At 45.3% G+C, this 19,117-nt stretch carries 13 protein-coding genes; 8 read left to right on the top strand and 5 right to left on the bottom strand.

All coding sequences use genetic code 11. The annotated features are described in order from the left end of the window. Window positions 1-98 precede the first annotated feature (98 nt). Complete coding sequence (gene dprA, locus DXN04_RS13310) at window positions 99-1,208, bottom strand: DNA-processing protein DprA (RefSeq protein ID WP_116853844.1); 1,110 nt, start codon at window positions 1,206-1,208, stop codon at window positions 99-101. A gap of 42 nt (window positions 1,209-1,250) precedes the next feature. On the opposite strand from dprA, the gene DXN04_RS13305 reads away from it, so the two are divergent. The 3 genes from DXN04_RS13305 (at window position 1,251) to DXN04_RS13290 (ending at window position 7,534) form a co-directional block, all read left to right on the top strand. Further along, entirely contained in the window at window positions 1,251-2,039 is a 789-nt protein-coding gene (locus tag DXN04_RS13305; RefSeq protein WP_116853843.1) for a 5'-nucleotidase, lipoprotein e(P4) family, read from the top strand. 408 nt (window positions 2,040-2,447) lie between these two features. Next, window positions 2,448-5,060: a glycoside hydrolase family 3 C-terminal domain-containing protein gene (locus DXN04_RS13295; RefSeq protein ID WP_116853841.1), complete on the top strand. Its 2,613-nt coding sequence runs from the start codon at window positions 2,448-2,450 to the stop codon at window positions 5,058-5,060. Window positions 5,061-5,137: 77 nt separating this feature from the next. After that, window positions 5,138-7,534 (top strand): glycoside hydrolase family 31 protein, encoded by a 2,397-nt coding sequence (locus tag DXN04_RS13290; protein WP_116853840.1) that lies wholly within the window; start codon window positions 5,138-5,140, stop codon window positions 7,532-7,534. Between the two features lie 157 nt (window positions 7,535-7,691). Here the strand turns inward: DXN04_RS13290 and DXN04_RS13285 are convergent, their stop codons facing one another. From DXN04_RS13285 to pckA, 4 genes are all read right to left on the bottom strand, one after another. After that, window positions 7,692-9,587, bottom strand: a complete 1,896-nt coding sequence (locus DXN04_RS13285) for an OmpA family protein (RefSeq protein WP_116853839.1) — start codon at window positions 9,585-9,587, stop codon at window positions 7,692-7,694. A 202-nt stretch (window positions 9,588-9,789) separates the two neighbouring features. Beyond that, window positions 9,790-10,416 (bottom strand): 7-carboxy-7-deazaguanine synthase QueE, encoded by a 627-nt coding sequence (locus tag DXN04_RS13280; protein ID WP_116853838.1) that lies wholly within the window; start codon window positions 10,414-10,416, stop codon window positions 9,790-9,792. Between the two features lie 123 nt (window positions 10,417-10,539). Further along, complete coding sequence (folD, locus tag DXN04_RS13275) at window positions 10,540-11,427, bottom strand: bifunctional methylenetetrahydrofolate dehydrogenase/methenyltetrahydrofolate cyclohydrolase FolD (RefSeq protein ID WP_116853837.1); 888 nt, start codon at window positions 11,425-11,427, stop codon at window positions 10,540-10,542. 294 nt (window positions 11,428-11,721) lie between these two features. Beyond that, window positions 11,722-13,323, bottom strand: a complete 1,602-nt coding sequence (gene pckA, locus DXN04_RS13270; RefSeq protein WP_116853836.1) for a phosphoenolpyruvate carboxykinase (ATP) — start codon at window positions 13,321-13,323, stop codon at window positions 11,722-11,724. A gap of 280 nt (window positions 13,324-13,603) precedes the next feature. On the opposite strand from pckA, the gene DXN04_RS13265 reads away from it, so the two are divergent. The 5 genes from DXN04_RS13265 to DXN04_RS13245 all read left to right on the top strand — a co-directional run bounded on the left by DXN04_RS13265 (window position 13,604) and on the right by DXN04_RS13245 (window position 19,086). Further along, on the top strand, window positions 13,604-14,896 hold the full coding sequence (locus DXN04_RS13265; protein WP_116853835.1) for an aminopeptidase P N-terminal domain-containing protein: 1,293 nt from the start codon (window positions 13,604-13,606) through the stop codon (window positions 14,894-14,896). 164 nt (window positions 14,897-15,060) lie between these two features. Then, a complete protein-coding gene (locus tag DXN04_RS13260) occupies window positions 15,061-15,828 on the top strand; it encodes a CDP-alcohol phosphatidyltransferase family protein (protein ID WP_116853834.1) in 768 nt (255 codons plus the stop codon). A 157-nt stretch (window positions 15,829-15,985) separates the two neighbouring features. Further along, window positions 15,986-16,231, top strand: a complete 246-nt coding sequence (purS, locus tag DXN04_RS13255; protein WP_116853833.1) for a phosphoribosylformylglycinamidine synthase subunit PurS — start codon at window positions 15,986-15,988, stop codon at window positions 16,229-16,231. Window positions 16,232-16,359: 128 nt separating this feature from the next. After that, window positions 16,360-17,058: a 16S rRNA (cytidine(1402)-2'-O)-methyltransferase gene (gene rsmI / locus DXN04_RS13250; RefSeq protein ID WP_116853832.1), complete on the top strand. Its 699-nt coding sequence runs from the start codon at window positions 16,360-16,362 to the stop codon at window positions 17,056-17,058. Between the two features lie 147 nt (window positions 17,059-17,205). Continuing rightward, window positions 17,206-19,086, top strand: coding sequence for a M1 family metallopeptidase (locus DXN04_RS13245; protein ID WP_233525588.1), 1,881 nt, complete (start codon window positions 17,206-17,208; stop codon window positions 19,084-19,086). Window positions 19,087-19,117: the final 31 nt, after the last annotated feature.

Here is a 19,117-nt window from a genome sequence, read left to right as displayed (position 1 = left end):
GTCAGTTATTAAATAATTGCACGCAAATGTACAGCTATTTAAGGAAATACAAAAATTGTTGTGATGCCCGTCATCCGCTCCCCTGTTTTTAAATTGCCTCAAACCAGCTGGTAGCGCTGTCCCGGCATACTTCTTAACAATTTATTCATCTCCAGCTGGAATACTACAGATGCTACCCTGCTCTCTGGCAATGGACTTCTGCTATATATATGATCTATATGATAATCTTCACTCTTATTAAAAAGGCCTAATATCTGGCGCTCCTCCTCATTTAGCTCTGCACGCAGCTCCTGCTGCATCGGCACTACTGCCTTTGCCTGCTTTACCTCATCATCCCAGTTCATGGCTTTTAATATATCATCTGCACCTGTTATCAGCATTGCCTGATTATTTTTTATCAGGTGATGACAACCCGCTGACTTGGAATCTCCTACACGCCCCGGGATGGCAAATACATCCCTGTTGTAACTATGGGCAATATCCGCCGTGATCATCGACCCTCCTTTTATCCCACTTTCTATCAACACGGTGGCATCTGTCATCCCCGCCACAATCCTGTTCCTCCTGGGAAAATTAGGTTTATCCGGTGTCGTCTCCCTCGAATACTCCGTCAGCAATCCTCCCTGCTCTACCATCTGCCTTGCCGTATGTGTATGCACATCCGGGTATATTCTATCCAGCCCATGCGCCAGGATCCCAATCGTTGGCATTCCATATTTTAATGCCGTAGCATGGGCAAGCACATCTATGCCATAGGCTAATCCACTCACTACCATGATATTACTGGCTTCCAGCCCCGCTATCAGGTTAGCACACACCTCCCTGCCATGCGGAGTAGGCACACGGGTTCCAATCACATTGATGATGCGCTTTGCATTTAAATCTGCATTCCCCTTAAAATATAATAGAAAAGGATTATCGTAACAATCCAGCAGGCGCTGTGGATATAATGGAGATTGAAAACTGATAGCGGCTATCTTATATTGCTCCAGGAAAGCGATTTCCCTGTCCACCCACCTAAAGTCCTTAAATTCCTTGATGGCATTCGCTCTTACCTTCCCCATCATCGGCAGGCATTCCAGTTCTCTTCTGCTCGCTTTAAATATGCTACTGGCATTTTCAAAGTAAGTCATCAATTGTTGGGCTATCTTATTTCCTATTTGTGGTATCCTTGTAAGTGCAATCTGATAACGTGTTTCTTCCTGCATTTCCCCTACTTTTGTATCTCCTTAAGTTACAACTTTTTTCTCATGTTTTCTAAATTCCTCCCACTTTCCCTTGCATTCACCCTCTTATTCGCATGCAAGGCACCCAAACCCGCAGCACAACATACGGCCTTAGTGCCTTATGGTCCTGCATTTGCAGCCCTTTGGCAACAACGCGCTGCTGAATATAAAGCCCTCTGTTTCCAGGCATACAACTTCGCCCGTCTTCGCCTCAACGAAGACCTGCAACGCAGTTCCGCTAAGCCCATGGCTATTGTCACTGACATTGATGAAACGGTATTGGACAACAGTGCATACAATGTACACGTTGCACTAAAAGGCGAAAACTACAGCGATAAAACCTGGCAGGAATGGACCAGCAAAGCCATGGCCGATACGGTTCCCGGCGCATTGTCTTTCTTAAAATACGCTGCTGAAAAAGGCATCCATGTATACTACATCACCAACCGTTCAGAAGCAGAACGTGGCGTAACCTTACAAAACTTACAACGCTGGAATTTTCCTGATGCAGATAATGAACACCTGATCCCCAAAACCACCACTTCCAGCAAAGAAGAAAGACGACTGGCAGTTGCAAAAACACATGAAATAATTCTGCTCATGGGTGATAACCTGGGTGACTTCTCCGCCATCTTCGAAAAGCAACCCGCTGATCAAAGAGATGCAGCTACAAAGCAGTCTGCTGCTGAATTTGGAAACAGGTTTATCGTATTACCAAATCCCATGTATGGTGATTGGTTACCGGCTTTGTTCCAATACAATTACAAGCAAAATATCGATTCAATATTGCAAACGCAATTGAAAAATTATTAAACCCACGGCAGCGCCACTGCTAGCTGACCCAAACAAAAAAAGCTTGTATCAAAAGTAAAATGCACGCTACCCTGCATCCGGATACAACCAGTGAATTTTACTTTTGATACAAGCTCCTGTTGTCCTGTTTTTTGTCTCCCAACCCTTATTGACTACTGCTAAAAACCAACAACGGTCATTTTTGAACTTTTTGATCCGCTGAATGCCGTTTCTTTGCTGAAAAGCTGTCTCTCCAAAAGCTTCAATGCAGATGGAAGAACCTTTACCATGGCCCCTCCCCATTTTATTTATACTGTTTTGCAAAAAAATAAGTTTGATAATTGGTTTATTTGAAATAAGTTTAATAATTGTCTGATTGACATTATTTAGATTTGTTTAATATTCTCCGTTAAAGACCACCTCCATGTTATGAAAAAACTAATTGTGTTTATTGGAATATGTATTGCCGGTACTTCCATGGGCCAGCAATATAAAAGCTTCCCTATGTGGGACTACACCCTGCCTGTGGAGCAGCGTGTCAACGACCTGGTTAACCGCCTGACCCTGGAAGAAAAAGTCGGGCAAATGCTCAATGCTGCTCCCGCTATCACCCGTCTTGGTATACCAGCCTATGACTGGTGGAATGAAACCCTCCATGGTGTGGCCCGCACCCCTTACCATGTAACTTCTTATCCGCAGGCCATTGCAATGGCTGCCACATGGGATACTGCCTCACTATACATGATGGCAGATTATTCAGCCACCGAAGGCAGGGCGATTCATAATAGGGCAATCGCAGAAGGAAAGGACAATGAACGGTATATGGGCTTAACCTACTGGACACCAAATATCAATATATTCCGCGATCCCAGGTGGGGTAGGGGACAGGAAACTTACGGGGAGGACCCATACCTGACCGCTAAACTGGGGGCCGCTTTTGTACGCGGACTTCAGGGGAATGATCCCAGGTACCTGAAGGCTGCTGCCTGCGCCAAACATTTTGCCGTGCACAGCGGCCCGGAATCCAGCAGGCATTCAGATAACTTTAACCCTTCACTGCATGATCTTTGGGATACCTATCTGCCTGCATTTCATGAACTGGTCGTTAATGCGCATGTTGCAGGCGTTATGTGCGCATATAATGCCGTGAACGGTCAGCCTTGCTGCGGCAATGATTTGCTCATGACCAGCATTCTTCGCAGACAATGGAAATTCACCGGCTACGTAACAAGCGATTGCTGGGCCATAGACGATTTTTTCAAATACCATAAAACGCATAAAGACGCTACCGCCGCAGCTGCAGATGCCCTCATTCATTCAACAGATATTGAGTGCGGCACCTCAGTTTATTATTCGCTCATTAACGCGGTAAAAACCGGGTTGTTAAGCGAAGCTCAACTGGATACTTCACTAAAGAGATTATTTACCATACGTTTCCGGCTCGGAATGTTTGACCCGGTATCCCAGGTCAAATATGCACAAACGCCGGCTTCAGTATTGGAATCCCCGGAACATGATGACCATGCCCTGAAAATGGCCAGAGAATCCATCGTTTTACTGAAGAACTCCGATGGAGTGCTTCCCCTTAGTAAGAAGATCAGGAAGATAGCCGTGATAGGACCCAATGCCGATAATAAAATAGCTGTTCTTGGCAACTATAATGGCACGCCGTCCAGGGTAGTGACCCTTGTTGAAGGGATCAGGCAAAAACTGGGTCCGGATGCAACACTTATCTACGAAAAGGCGATCAATTATACCAACGATACCCTGCTAAGTTACCGGGATTTAACACCCATGCTTTCCTTTAAAGGCAGCCCGGGAGTACAGGCAGAGTATTTTGCAAACGAGCAGCTCGAAGGTGCACCCCTGCAAACGCTCATCGAAAAAGATATTGATCATTACTGGACGGAAGGACAAACACCCGCACCCAACCTGAAGACCATCCATTATTCAGCCAGGTATACCACATTCCTGAAAGCAGCAGCTACTGAAACTATGAATTTTGAAATAGATGGAGATGACGGATATCGCCTGTTTATCAATGACAGCCTGGTTATCGATGCCTGGACGAAAAACCGCTGGGGAGCAAGACCTTTTGCTTTGCCTGTTCAGAAGGACAGCAGCTACAAGCTGGTAGTGGAATTTTATCAGAATGAAGGGAATGCCTCCATCCGGGTTAAAGTTGGTGACAGGGTTAAAACTGACTTTGCGGCTTTGGCCGCCAGGTTGAAGGATGTAGATGCCATCATTTTTGCTGGCGGTATCTCACCGCAACTGGAAGGAGAAGAAATGCCTGTAAAAGTACCTGGTTTTGAAGGAGGCGACCGGACAACCATTATGCTGCCTTCAGTGCAAACAAAGCTCCTGAAAGCCTTACAGCAAACAGGTAAGCCTGTCATTTTTGTGATGATGACCGGCAGCGCTATCGCCATTCCTGAAGAACAGGCAAAAATACCTGCCATTATAAATGCATGGTATGGAGGACAACGTGCAGGAAGCGCTATTGCCGATGTATTATTTGGTGATTACAATCCTTCAGGACGCCTGCCTGTGACCTTTTATGCCTCAGACAACGATCTTCCCCCGTTCACAGATTACGCTATGCATAATAGGACTTACCGCTATTTCAGGGGGAAACCCTTATATCCGTTTGGCTACGGTCTAAGCTATACGCATTTTACATATAGCCGGCTTAAGATGGCAGAAAGTGCCCGGAAAGGAACTCCGGTCAATGTCAGTGTAGCGTTGACGAACACAGGGGAATTTGATGGTGATGAGGTGGTACAGCTTTATGTAAGTTACCCTGCAGAGGCAAACGCACCTGTAAGGTCATTAAAAGGTTTTCAACGCATATCATTAAAACGTGGCGAAAGTAAAGAAGTATCATTTACACTTACACCGGAAGATCTTTCCCTTATTGATGAAAAAGGGAACAGCTATCAACCGGGAGGAAAAGCAGTAATCAGCATAGGAGGAGGGCAACCGGGAAAGGAAAATGCCGGCGCAGAGAATGTGTTATCACAGACCATGATGGTCCGGTAAAATAGCGGCAGGATAATTCAACAGGTTAATAAACAGGGAACGATACAATAGGTTAATAAACATGTTAACAGAATAAAATGAGACCACTACACTTTTTGATCTTTTTGATGATCAGTATGGGCAGTTATGCCCGGCAATTCGAAAAGAACAGTTCAGGCATCACCACCACAGTTGGCGGCAATGAAGTGAAAATTCAGTTCTATACGCCTTCTATTGTCAGAGTTGTTAAGTCGCCTAAAAACAACATGTTCTCCAAAACGAGTTTGTCAGTAATAGCAAGTCCCTTAAAGACAGTTTTTACAACAAGTTCGGGAACTAACTTCATCATCGTGAAAAGTGATAAGCTCAGTGTAAGGTTAAATACTGAAACAGGTGAAATCAGCTATCAAACCACTGCAGGCGAAGCCCTCCTTAGTGAGAAGCCCAATGGCGTTTCGTTTACACCTTTTGATGATGCCGGAAGCAAAACATTTTCTGTATCTCAGTCTTTTCAGCTTGCGAAGGATGAACCTATTTATGGATTGGGTCAGCATCAGAGAGGGAACCTGAGTCAACGCAATCAAAAGTATAATATGATGATGCAGGGCAATACAGATGATCCCATCACTTTTTTCCAGTCCGTAAAAGGTTACGGCGTATTCTGGGATAATTATTCGCCCACTACTTTTGAAGATACTCCAAATGAAATGTATTTTAAATCAGAAGTAGGAGACTGTATAGACTACTATTTCATGTACGGCGGCAATGCTGATGGCGTGATAGCCTGCATGCGGAAATTAACCGGTCAGGCACCTATGTTTCCATTGTGGACCTATGGCTTCTGGCAGAGCAGGGAACGGTATAAATCACAACAGGAAATTGTGGATGTCGTGAAAAAATACCGTGAGCTGAAAGTACCTTTGGACGGTGTCATCCAGGATTGGCAATACTGGGGTGATAATTACCATTGGAACGGCATGAGTTTCTTAAACCCGGAATTCCCACAGCCTAAGAAAATGGTAGATGATATCCATGCAATGAACGCACATGCGATCATTTCTATCTGGGCTTCTTTCGGCCCCAAAACAAAACCTTATGAAGATCTCAACGCAGGTGGTATGCTTTTCAATTTCAGCACCTGGCCGGAGAGTGCAAAAGACGTGTGGCCCCCGGATATGAACTATCCTTCCGGCGTGCGTGTATATGATGCCTATAATCCTGCGGCGAGGGATATTTACTGGCGATATCTAAGCAAGGGCTTATATGCTATCGGGTTCGATGGCTGGTGGATGGACTCCTCAGAACCCGATCATCTGTCATTTAAAGATACAGACCTTGAGCAGCAATCTTTCCTGGGTTCTTTTCGTAAAGTGCGTAATGCGTTTCCACTGATGACAGTAGGCGGCGTATACGATCATCAACGAAAAGTGAGTGGTGATAAGAGGGTATTTATCCTTACACGCTCTGCATTTGCTGGCCAGCAAAGATATGGTGCAAATACCTGGTCCGGTGATATTACATCCTCCTGGGAGACATTAAAAAACCAGATACCTACCGGGCTTAATTTCTCTTTAAGCGGCATTCCTTACTGGAACAGCGATATCGGCGGATTCTTTCTCGGCAATTTTCATAAAAAACTGGCAGATCCGGAATACCGCGAATTATATGCAAGGTGGGTGGCCTTTGGTACTTTCTGCCCGATGATGCGTTCTCATGGAACAGATGCTCCCAGGGAAATATACCAATTCGGCAGCAAAGGCGACAAGGTGTATGATGCTATAGAGAAGTTTATATATTTACGCTATAGCCTGCTACCCTATATTTATTCAACTTCCTGGGACGTTACAGCCAACCAATCCAGCATGATGCGGGCACTGGTAATGGACTTTGTAAAAGATCACAATGCCTGGAATGTGAATAATGAATTCATGTTCGGGAAATCTATACTGGTAACACCTGTGACCCAGGCACAGTATCTGAAACAGGTGGTAAACGGAAATGATACAGCCTGGGCTGAAGATTTCAGCGCTAATAAATCTACAGAAGTATATTTACCCGCCGGTACAAGCTGGTTCGATTTCTGGACAGGCGAGCCGGTAGCTGGTGGTAAAACCTTGCAGAAAGAAACACCATTGGATATAATTCCCCTGTATGTAAAAGCAGGCTCCATATTGCCACTGGGTCCACAAGTGCAATATGCTGAAGAAAAGAAATGGGATAACCTTGAAATACGTGTATATCCGGGGAATGATGGCCGGTTTGTATTGTATGAGGATGAAAATGACAATTACAACTATGAGAAAGGAATATACTCAACTATCACTTTTAAATGGGATGATAAGGCGAAGATGCTTACCATTGGAGATAGAAAAGGTAAATTCCCTGGCATGATTGCATCCCGTAAATTCACCGTTTTTTTGGTCGGCGCTAATCAGGGTGCTAATCCAGGAAAAGTAGTAGAATATAAAGGGATGAGTGTGAATGTGAAGCTATAAAAGTAAGGGGGATTTTGACACAGCCGGTAATGTAAAGGCCTTACAAACCATTGGTTTGTAAGGCCTTTAAGTTTATTCCAAATCGTTAAAGTTTAGTCTTTTCATTTAACAATCCGAATCGGTTTATCTGAATCATCTGATCTGCACGACATGTTTGTTATAATTTGATAATCTTAAACTCTGTTCGCCTGTTCTGCGCCCTGCCTTCCGGCGTTTCATTATCCGCTACCGGTTTACTTTCACCGTACCCTTTCGCTACCAATCGCTCTGCTTCTATCCCTTTCTGCACCAGGTATTGCACCACTGCCTGCGCACGTTTATCAGACAGTGTCAGGTTGATCTGATCATTACCCACATTATCCGTATGCCCGCTGATCTCCACGACCATAGTCGGGTTTTCTTTCATCAATCCCACTAATCTGTTCAACTCTACATAAGACTCTGTCTTCAGCGTATACTCCCTGCTCGCAAAGAACACATTGTTCAATACCATTATCGCACTCGTATCCAGCGGCACCAACGGTACTTCCCTGAAGTAACCGGTATCCTTATCCGCACCTTTCAGAGAAAAATTCTCTGAGTGGAAAAGGTAGCCTTTCTTATTCACATTCAATCCATAATCCCTGCCCACCGGCAATGCGACCAGGTAATTCCCCATCAGGTCACTCTTGATATCCGCCATGGTCTGCCCTGTCTCCAGGTCCTGCAACTCAATATTCGCGACCAGGCGTTTCTGGCTCTTTGCATCATACACATACCCCCTTACATACAGCGTCTTCAACGGCCTTGCAGCAGGATACAATTCAAAACTATAAATATCCAGTGATCCACGGCTGTCTGTACGGTCAGAAGCATAATACGCAGTTTTACCGTCAGCTGCCACTACCATACTTGCCTCTTCGTCCATTGTATTGATAGGATAACCCAGGTTCACAGCAGGACCCCAGCTGCCATCAGCTTGTCTGCGGGAATAGAACAGGTCCATACCACCATAACCTGGATGCCCGTTGGAAGCAAAATATAATGTCTGGTTATCCGCATGAATAAAGGGCGTGCTCTCATCACCAGGTGTATTGATATTAGGCCCAAGTCTCTCAGGAGTACCCCATCTGCCATTGGCTTGCATGACACTCATAAATATATCAGAACCGGCATCTGCAGTTTCCCTGGCAAAGTACAGGGTCTGTTTATCAGGAGATAGACAAGGCTGGGATTCCCAGTCTCTTGTATTGATTGGGTTGCCCAGGTTCATGGGCTCCACCCACATGCCCTCTTCCGTTCTGATAGCATAGTAGATATCACAGCTACCTCTTCCATTTGGAAAATTGCAGCCTGTAAATACCAGCATGTTACCATCCTGCGAAATGTTCTGCGCACCTTCATTAAATGCAGAGGAGTTGACAGGTTGCCCCAGGTTATAAGCCTTCTTCCAGTGCATACTGTCATCTCTTTCCGACACATAAAAATCCTCGTTCTTGCCATTTACCCGGCGGGTAAATACAAGCATCTGGTTATCGATCGTCAGGGAAGGGAAGTATTCACCATCCTTTGTATTGATATTATCCCCCAGGTTCACAGGTTTGAAGGGTACCGGGTGGGCGGCTTCCCGGGCAGCATAAGTAAAAGTCTTTTGCAGGGCTTCTGCTTTTGGATTCTTAATCTTGGTAGTCGCGATGTAAAGATTAATACTGGCCAGGGCATCACTAAATCTGCCCACACCTCCCAGGGCTTTCGAGTAAGCCAGCAGCGCAGGCCGGATGGAAGCGCTATCCAGTCTTTTCAGTGTTTCAAAAGCATTGATCGCCTCGTCGTATTTTTTTAACTCTACATAGGAAATCGTCATTTGTCCATAGGCATCCGTAAATCCAGGCTCAGCACGTACCGCTTCCTGCAAATAAATAATAGCATCTTCCGTTTTATACTCCGAAACCGCCAACTGTGCATTGTCAAAACTCTTCTGTGCTTTTTTCTTAGCGTTATCATAGGTTACCACCTGAGCATGCACACCCAGGCTAATCACAAGACAACTCAGCAATATTGGGAATTTGGCCATAACTTATGATTGGGAATGTGGGTCCAATATATGAAAAAATCGCCAGATGAATATCTTTCTATCAGATAATCAATGCGATTACATATTTTTTTCACAATAAACGTTATGATCCAAACGCGTATTGTACCAGGTATCGGGTAAATTAGCAACAGGGCCAGACAAGCCCCAAAGTCATCAGTAAACCTGGTATTAAAAATCCTGCTTATGGTACATTAATATATTTGTGCACCTGGAGAGAGAGTTGCCATTTAGGGTTGTCCTTGATATAGTCGATGATCAGTGGTGTCATTTCAGCGGCCTTGTTCCATTCCGGCTGAATATACAGTTTACAGTGAGGACCTGCGAGCGCAGCATATTTCTCTGCCCAGGCAAAATCACTTTTGTTAAAGATGACCACCTTCAGTTCATTGGCAAGTGAACAGATTTCAGGCAGGGGGGCCTTGAATTTCTTAGGGGATAAAGTTATCCAGTCCCATTTACCGGAGAGGGGAGAGGAACCGGAAGTTTCAATATGTGTACGGAAACCGGCTGCATGCAGATCTGCTGTCAGTGCATCCAGGTTGTGCATTAATGGTTCGCCGCCGGTGATCACGGCAATACGGCCGGGGTAGCTGGCAGCCTCACTCACAATGTCTGTCAGTTCCAGTTGAGGATGACGATCTGCCTCCCAGCTATCCTTCACATCACACCAATGGCAGCCTACATCGCAACCACCAAGGCGGATGAAATAAGCTGCGCAGCCCTGATAATTACCTTCACCCTGAATCGTGTAAAAGCGTTCCATTACCGGGAGCGTGCGTACGTTTGGATATGTGGCAGTAGTTGACATAATGCAAAGGTACGCATAATGCAGTTATGCGCTATGCGTACCGTATAATTGTTAGTAATCCATTTTACATCATACCGGACAGAAAGATCTGCCTTTAAAATTGAAAATGAATCACTGCTGTGATTAGTTCATATTTCCTTTCTGACCTACGGCTGCATGGTAGGTATTCTTGAGGAGTGCCGCAATGGTCATTGGACCTACGCCACCCGGAACCGGGGTGATAAAGCTGCATTTCTCAGCTACAGCGTTATAATCCACATCACCTACCAGCCTGAAACCGGATTTCTTCGAAGCATCTTCGATACGGTTGATACCTACATCCACGATCACAGCACCTTCTTTCACCATATCAGCAGTCACGAAGTTCGGACGACCGATGGCTGCAACGATGATGTCCGCCTGGAGACAAAGTTCTTTCAGGTTAGGCGTGTGTGAGTGAGTGAGGGTAACGGTGCAGTTACCAGGATTGCTGTTTCTGCTCAGCAGGATGCTGACAGGCGTACCTACGATGTGGCTGCGGCCGATTACTACAGCATGTTTGCCTTTGGTTGGAACATTGTAGTGCTCCAGCATCAGCATGATACCGTAAGGAGTAGCAGGGATGAAGGTAGGCAGGCCACTGACCATTTTACCAACATTTACCGGGTGGAAACCGTCTACGTCCTTGCTTGGATCGATGGTATTGATTACAACTTCTTCGTTGATATGTTTGGGAAGTGGTAACTGTACGAGAATACCGTCAATATCTGCATTTTCATTCAGCAGGGTGATATTGTCCAGCAGATGTTTTTCGGAAATTTTTTCATCGAAACGCAGCAGGGTAGAGTGGTAGCCAATCTCTGCGCAGGATTTAACTTTTGAAGCAACGTATGTTTCGCTGGCTGGATTGTTACCAACCAGGATGGCAGCCAGGTGAGGAACTTTCTGACCTAAAGCCTTCAGTTCAGTTACCTTATCTGCCAGTTGGGCTTTAATAGCCGCTGATACAAGTTTACCGTCTAAAATTTGCATGCGCAAAGGTAGGCTTAATTAGGAAGATTTACTAATGATTAAATGCAACAGGACACTCATTTTTGATTTTAATACGGGTCCCAGGCCCTATGCTTAAAACAAAAACGCTTCTGCCTGTTGGCAAAAGCGTTTCATATATACGAATAGTTTAATCCCGATGTTAGTTCCTCCCAAGTTCCGCAAAACAAGTTCCCCGCCTTCAAAATTTCAAATTTAGGTCACTCGTTTTGCTCTAAATAGAACTTGATAAATAATAGTGGAAATTTTAAAGGCAGGCTTAAGAGCGTAATATAATTAAATTTTCGGAGATGCAGATAATATTTCCGGATCTGCCTGCGCTCCGTATTTTTTAAAGTTTTGTATAAATCTGTCGGCAAGGTCTGCTGCCTGCTTGTCAAACGCCTCCTTGTCAGCCCAGGTATTGCGGGGATCCAGCAATTCGGCAGGTACACCCGGACAGTGTTCCGGAATACCAAAACCGAAGAACGGGAAATCTTTATACGCAATCCTGTCCAGCTGTCCACTGAGTGCTGCTGTGACCATCGCCCTGGTGTATTTCAATGAAATGCGCTGACCGGTACCATAAGGACCTCCTGTCCAACCAGTGTTAATCAGCCATACAGCCACGTCCTGTTGTTTCAGTTTCTGCCCCAGCAGCTGTGCATATTGTACAGGATGCAATGGCAGGAATGGTGCCCCAAAGCAGGTACTGAAAGTGGTAGTCGGCTCTGTTACCCCGGTTTCTGTACCCGCTACCCTGGCTGTATAGCCGGATATAAACTGGTACATGGCCTGTGCCGGTGTCAGTCTTGAAATAGGAGGTAATACCCCAAATGCATCGCAGGTCAGGAAGAAAATATTGGAAGGGATATTGCCTACTGAAGGAATTACCGCATTGTCAATATAATCCAGTGGATAAGAAACCCGCGTATTTTCAGTGATACACTTATTGGCAAAGTCTACTTTATTAGTCCCTTCAAAACACGAGACATTCTCCAGCAGCGCCCCTTCGCGGATGGCTTTGTAGATCTGCGGCTCCTTTTCTTCACTCAGGTCTATACACTTTGCATAGCAGCCACCCTCAAAATTGAAGATGTGATGAGAGGACCAGCCATGTTCATCATCCCCAATCAGTTTACGGGCGGGATCTGCACTGAGCGTGGTTTTACCCGTTCCACTCAAGCCAAAGAAGATAGCAGTATCTCCATGCTCATCCTGGTTGGCTGAGCAGTGCATAGGCAGTACACCATGCATTTGTGGCAGTATATAATTGAGGATGGTGAATATACCTTTCTTTATTTCCCCGGTATATGCAGTGCCTCCGATCAATACGGTTTTGCGCTCAAAACTGATGGCCGCAAAATTACCCTGCCGCGTGCCGTCTGTAGCAGGATCAGCAAAGAATCCCGGTGCCTGGATCACAGTCCATTCTGCATGCATGTCTTCCAGTTCTTCGTCACCCGGGCGCAGGAACATATTATAGGCAAAAAGATTTGCCCACGGCGTTTCTGTCACAACCTGGATCCCTACGCGGTATGCAGGATCAGCGCAGGCAACGCAGTCACGTACCCAGATTTCTTTTCCCTTAAAGTATGCAGTAATTTTTGTGTACAACCGGTCGAAGTGATCGGCGGACATCGGAATGTTGAAATCATTCCAGTTCACTGTTGCGGCAGTAAGCGCATCCTTCACGATGAACTTATCTTTTGGAGAGCGACCGGTGAATTTCCCGGTGTTTACGGACAATGCTCCGTTGGCTGTGAGGGCTCCCTGTTTCCGTGCCAGTGTTTGCGACACCAGCACGGCAGGTGCTGTCTGATAATAGATAGCTGCTGTTTGCTCAATACCTATAGCTGATAGGAGAGCAACAGGGTTCCTTACGCTGCTGACTTGCATAGTAAGATTGTTTTGGTGTGTTAAAGCAAAGCTGCGTCTTTTTTTGAAATTATCAAATTAATAGCCCCCTGTTAACACAAATTTAGAAAAAATAGATGCTAAATGGATATTCAATTAGAGAAAATCTAAAATGGCCGGGACTGTTTTGGAGGAAACAGCAGGTAATTATGGTCAGCTAATACACTTATCCTCATCCATTCTACACGCATATTCACCTCTTCAGGGTTACTTCCTAAAATTTCAGTAGGTTTGACGCGTGTTTTAATCAATAGGATCAATTATGAAAAATTTGCCACTGGATTCACAGATTTTTATCAAAAATCGCCAGCGCTTTATTGCGGAGATGCAACCCAATTCCATTGCTATCATCAATTCCAACGATGAGTTGCCCAGCAATGGAGACGCTTTATATCGATTCGAGCAAAACCACGACCTGTACTGGTTGACGGGTGTTGAGCAGGAAGACACAATGCTCATCTTATACCCGGATAATCCGGATCCTAAGTACAGGGAAGTGCTTGTATTGGTACGTCCAAATGAGTTAAAAGAAAAATGGGATGGTCATCGTCTGCGCAAAGACGAGGCACTGGCTGTATCGGGTATCGGTACCGTAGTGTGGCTGGATGTGCTGGACGGATTATTACAACCATGGATTCACGAAGCCACTAATATCTATTTAAATACCAACGAAAATAATCGTAAATCCAGCCTCATCGCTGTAAGGGATTACCGCTATGCAGAAGAAATGCGTGCCCGCTATCCCTTGCACAACTACCTGAGAGCTGCCGTTATCTTCAAGAAACTGCGTGCTGTCAAGACCCCGGAGGAAATTAAAGTACTGCAGCAGGCCATGGATATTACAGAAGGTGCCTTCCGCCGCCTGCTGAAATTCATCCGCCCCGGTGTATTTGAGCACCAGATTCAGGCGGAAATCGTACACGAATTCCTCTCTAACCGTGCTGACGGTGAAGCCTATACTTCTATCATTGCCAGCGGCGACCGCGCACGCACCCTGCACTACATCTTCAACAACCAGGAGTGTAAGGATGGTGAACTGGTCCTGATGGACTTCGGTGCTGCTTATGGTGGCTACAATGCTGACCTGACCCGTACCGTGCCTGTGAATGGTAAGTTCACACCCCGCCAGCGGGAAGTTTACGATGCCTGTCTGCACCTGCATAACTATGCTAAATCAATCCTGAAGCCAGGTCTGACCATCGCTAAGTACCATGAAATGATGGGTGAGGAAGCTGGTAAAGTATTCGTAAAAATCAATCTCCTGAAGGAAGAAGATATTAAGAACCAGGATCCTGAATCACCGGCATACCGCAAATACCTGTACCATGGCATCAGCCATCACCTGGGTGTAGGTGTACATGATTTAGGTCCCTCTTTCTGGCAGCCAATCCCTGATGGCGCAGTATTGACCATCGAGCCAGGTATCTATATTGAAGAAGAAAAAATGGGCGTGAGGATCGAAAATAACGTGTGGATAACTTCAAATGGCAACATCGACCTGATGAAGAATATTCCTGTCACAGCCGATGAAATTGAAGCTTTAATGAAAAAATAAGGTAATGTGTACGCTATTGCGTAATATTAGCGTTAGATTTACCAAAAAATAACAGCATCGGGCTTGTCTCAAAAGTAATTGTACCAACTGATGGAGCGAATGTTTGCAAATGCAATGCTCATTTCTTTCGGCTGACTTTCGGGACAAGCTCATGGACTATCACAATGAAACAACTTCCTAACATCCTTACACTGGGTAACTTGTTTTGTGGTGCGCTGGCAATCATTTACATCCTGCATGCACCACAATACATTGCTGAATTCAATGGACACGACTATGCCGTAACGAATCCTGAGCCTATCTACTGGGCATCTGCCCTGGTAGTACTGGCCGCGATCTTTGATTTTCTGGATGGCATGGCGGCTCGCCTGTTGAAACTGGGTTCTCCGTTTGGAAAGGAGCTGGATTCACTGGCCGACATGGTGACGTTTGGTGTAGTGCCGGGTATGATCTTCTTCCGCTTATTGCGTAGTGCTTATATGCAGATGCCGGATGTATTTGACGTATCTTATATCAACCTGGCTCCAGCCTTACTGGTTCCTTGTTTTGCGGCATTCCGGCTGGCTAAGTTCAACCTGGATACCCGTCAGTCAGAGAATTTCATTGGAGTACCTACCCCGGCAGTAGGCTTGCTGGTAGCATCTTTCCCACTCATCATGCTGTATAATCCTTTTAATCTCGCGCATTACCTGCAGAATATCTGGGTGCTATACATCATGATAGTTATCCTGTGCTACCTCATGGTGGCGGAGATGCCAATGCTGAGCATGAAATTCAAGAATTTCAATCCGGCACAGAACTGGCCAAGGTTCCTGCTGTTGATATTAGCAATATTGGCTATACCAGTCTTGAAATTCGCAACAGTGCCATTTGTATTCGTGATTTACGTGGTCTTATCTATGGCGGCACGCCCTGCTACTTCAGATAAATAACTGGCATAGCTTATCAGATAATTTTGAAAAGGCTTTTACCACCCCGGTAAAGGCCTTTTTTTTCGCCCTTTATATGGTTTTCAACTGCCTTCTCTCAACAAAGCCAGCTTGTTTTTTGCGATTTATGTGTTAGGTTTGCGTCAAAATTTTAGAAAAAATGACCTTCACTGCACATATCAACGTAATGCCGCTGAAAGAATTGCTGGATCCTCAGGGAAAAGCGGTAATGAGTGGTTTAAAGAACCTTGGTATTACACAGATCAATGATGTGAGAATCGGAAAACATATTACCCTCCATATCGAAGCTGCTACAAAAGAAGAAGCGCAGGCACTGGCCGAAATCGCTTGTCAGAAACTGCTGGCTAACCAGGTAATGGAATCTTTTGAAGTAACTATTCAATAAATAATTAATAAGGCTGAGTGCCAGCGCTAAAACTACCTTAGTTGCCGGAAATCAGCCTTACGTGTTTTATTCAGGAATAATGCCCTGCCGGTGGATGTTGCCGGTATGTCATGCGCCATACGATCTTTATGAAGCTTTATCTCGTTCCATCTCCCATAGGCAATCTTGCCGATATTACTTACCGCGCTGTAAAAGTACTGGAAGAGGCAGACCTGGTGCTTGCGGAAGACACCCGCACATCCGGCGTGCTGTTAAAGCACTACAACATCAACAAACCCATCACTCCTTATCACCAGCACAATGAACACAAAGTGTTGCAGCACCTGTTACAACAGTTACAGGCCGGCAAAACGATGGCCCTGATCACCGATGCCGGTACCCCCGGTGTATCTGATCCGGGATTCCTGCTGGTAAGAGAATGTGTTCGTGCCGGTGTTCCCGTCGAATGCCTGCCTGGGGCTACCGCCTTTGTGCCCGCTCTTGTCAACAGCGGCATCCCGATGACCCGCTTCTCTTTTGAAGGTTTCCTGCCCCTGAAAAAAGGTCGCCATACATTATTTACACAACTGTCAACTGACGAGCGTACCCTGGTATTTTACGAATCTCCACACCGCCTTGTAAAAACCCTCGAAGACATGATGGGCTACTTCGGTGCTGACAGACCTTGTTGCGTTAGCCGCGAGCTGACCAAAATGTTCGAGGAAAACAAACGGGGAACCTTACAGGAGGTACATGACTACTACAAGGAAAAAGGCGTGAAAGGAGAAATCGTGTTGATCCTGCAGGGTGCTATAGGCAAGAAAAAATCGCAGGAAGAAGAAGAATAACTCAGTATCTTCATTAAGGCAGGAGATTTGCAGTATCTCCACACGTAAACGTAAAACGTAACTAACAGCTAAGTCGAAAGCATAGAGCGGCCTACAGCTCCCGCTGTTTTTATCATATAACGAAAATAGTAATTGGAAATGAAGCACATGTCAGTAGTTAAAGGCCTGATGGTGTGCCTGTTGGCAGCAGGTTTCATCCCTGCGCAGGCACAGCCTGACCGTTGGCAGCAACGGGTAAAATATGTTATGGATGTAAATGTAAATGCAGCCACTAACCGTTTTACAGGCAAGCAAAAACTGGAGTATACCAACAACTCACCCGATACATTGTACAAGGTGTTCTATCACCTTTACTGGAATGCATTTCAGCCAGGCAGCATGATGGATGTGCGCAGCCGTGAACTGGGCAAAACGGTCATTGGTCGTGATTCAAAAGGGAATGAAAGAAGAGATTGGGACTACCGTGTGGCAGATAAGATCTCTAAATTCACACCTGAGCAAACCGGCTACCAGCACGTACTTTCCCTAAAGCGCGATGGTGTGCCCCAGTCATTCAATATGCTGGAAACCATCCTGGAAGTACCTTTGAAAAAACCAATCCTTCCGCATAGCACTACTACCTTCGAAATGGAATTCGAAGCACAGGTACCTGTGCAAACCCGCCGTAGTGGCCGTAATAACTCAGAAGGTGTAGACTTCTCCATGTCACAGTGGTATCCTAAGATGTGTGAATACGATTATGAAGGCTGGCATGCTACTCCTTACATCGCCCGTGAGTTCTATGGTGTATGGGGGGATTATGATGTGAAGATCGCGATGGATAAAAAATTCGTGATCGCCGCTACCGGTTATTTGCAGAACCCTAATCAGGTTGGTTATGGTTATGAAATGCCGGGTACCAAAGTGATCCGTCCTACAGGCGAGAAACTGACATGGCATTTCATTGCAAACAATGTGCATGATTTTGTATGGGCAGCAGATCCGGATTATAAGCACATCACCCAACAGGTAGATGGCTTCGTGGCACACTTCTTCTATATCGAAAATGATATCACAAAAGAAACATGGCCTGCGTTTGCAAAAATGATTCCACGTGCATATGAATATATCAAAGCTCATTATGGTCCCTATCCTTACAAGAGCTATAGCTTTATCCAAGGTGGCGATGGTGGTATGGAATACCCTATGGCTACACTGATCATGGGCAATGGTAAATTAGAAGGCCTGTATGGACTGGCAGCACATGAATGGATGCATAGCTGGTACCAGGGAATGCTGGGTACGAATGAAAGCCTGTATCCATGGATGGATGAAGGTTTCACCACATTTGCAGAAAACAATGTATTGTATCATACACTGGATTCTACCAAAGAATCATTTGCACAGGAAAGTGCTTACAATGGCTATTACAACCTTGTAAAAAGCGGTTATGAAGAACCGATGAGCACTCATGCTGATCATTACAAAACTAACTATGGGTATACACAGACGGCATACAATAAAGGAGCTGTATTCCTGGAGCAGCTGGGTTATGTGATCGGTACAGGAAACAGGGATAAAGGATTGCTGCGGTATTATTCAGACTGGCGTTTCAAGCATCCGAATCCAAATGATTTCATCCGTGAAATGGAGAAGGAGAGTGGTATTGCGCTGGATTGGTACAAGCAGTATTTAGTATATTCAGTGAAGCATATTGATTATGGAATCGATACAGTGTTCACAAATGATAATAACAAAACCGTAATTCGTTTACGCAGGGTAGATGACTTCCCAATGCCGATCGATTTACTGGTAACGACAAAGGCAGGCAAGAAGGTGATGCATTATATACCGCTTTCAATAATGTATGGCACAAAGCCTAATGAAGATGGGAATATTATGCGTACCGTGCATGAAGCGTGGAGATGGACGAGCCCTACCTATGATGTGATGATTGATACGCCATTGAGTGATCTTGGTGAAGTGGTAATTGATCCCAGCTTACGTATGGCAGATATTAACCGCAGCAACAACACACTCAAATTTTAAATATTAACGCTAAAAAAAACGCTTGCACCGA

The organism is Chitinophaga silvisoli, assembly GCF_003412465.1.
GTDB classification, from domain to species: domain Bacteria; phylum Bacteroidota; class Bacteroidia; order Chitinophagales; family Chitinophagaceae; genus Chitinophaga; species Chitinophaga silvisoli.
This window is presented reverse-complemented; position numbering and strand designations above follow the sequence as displayed.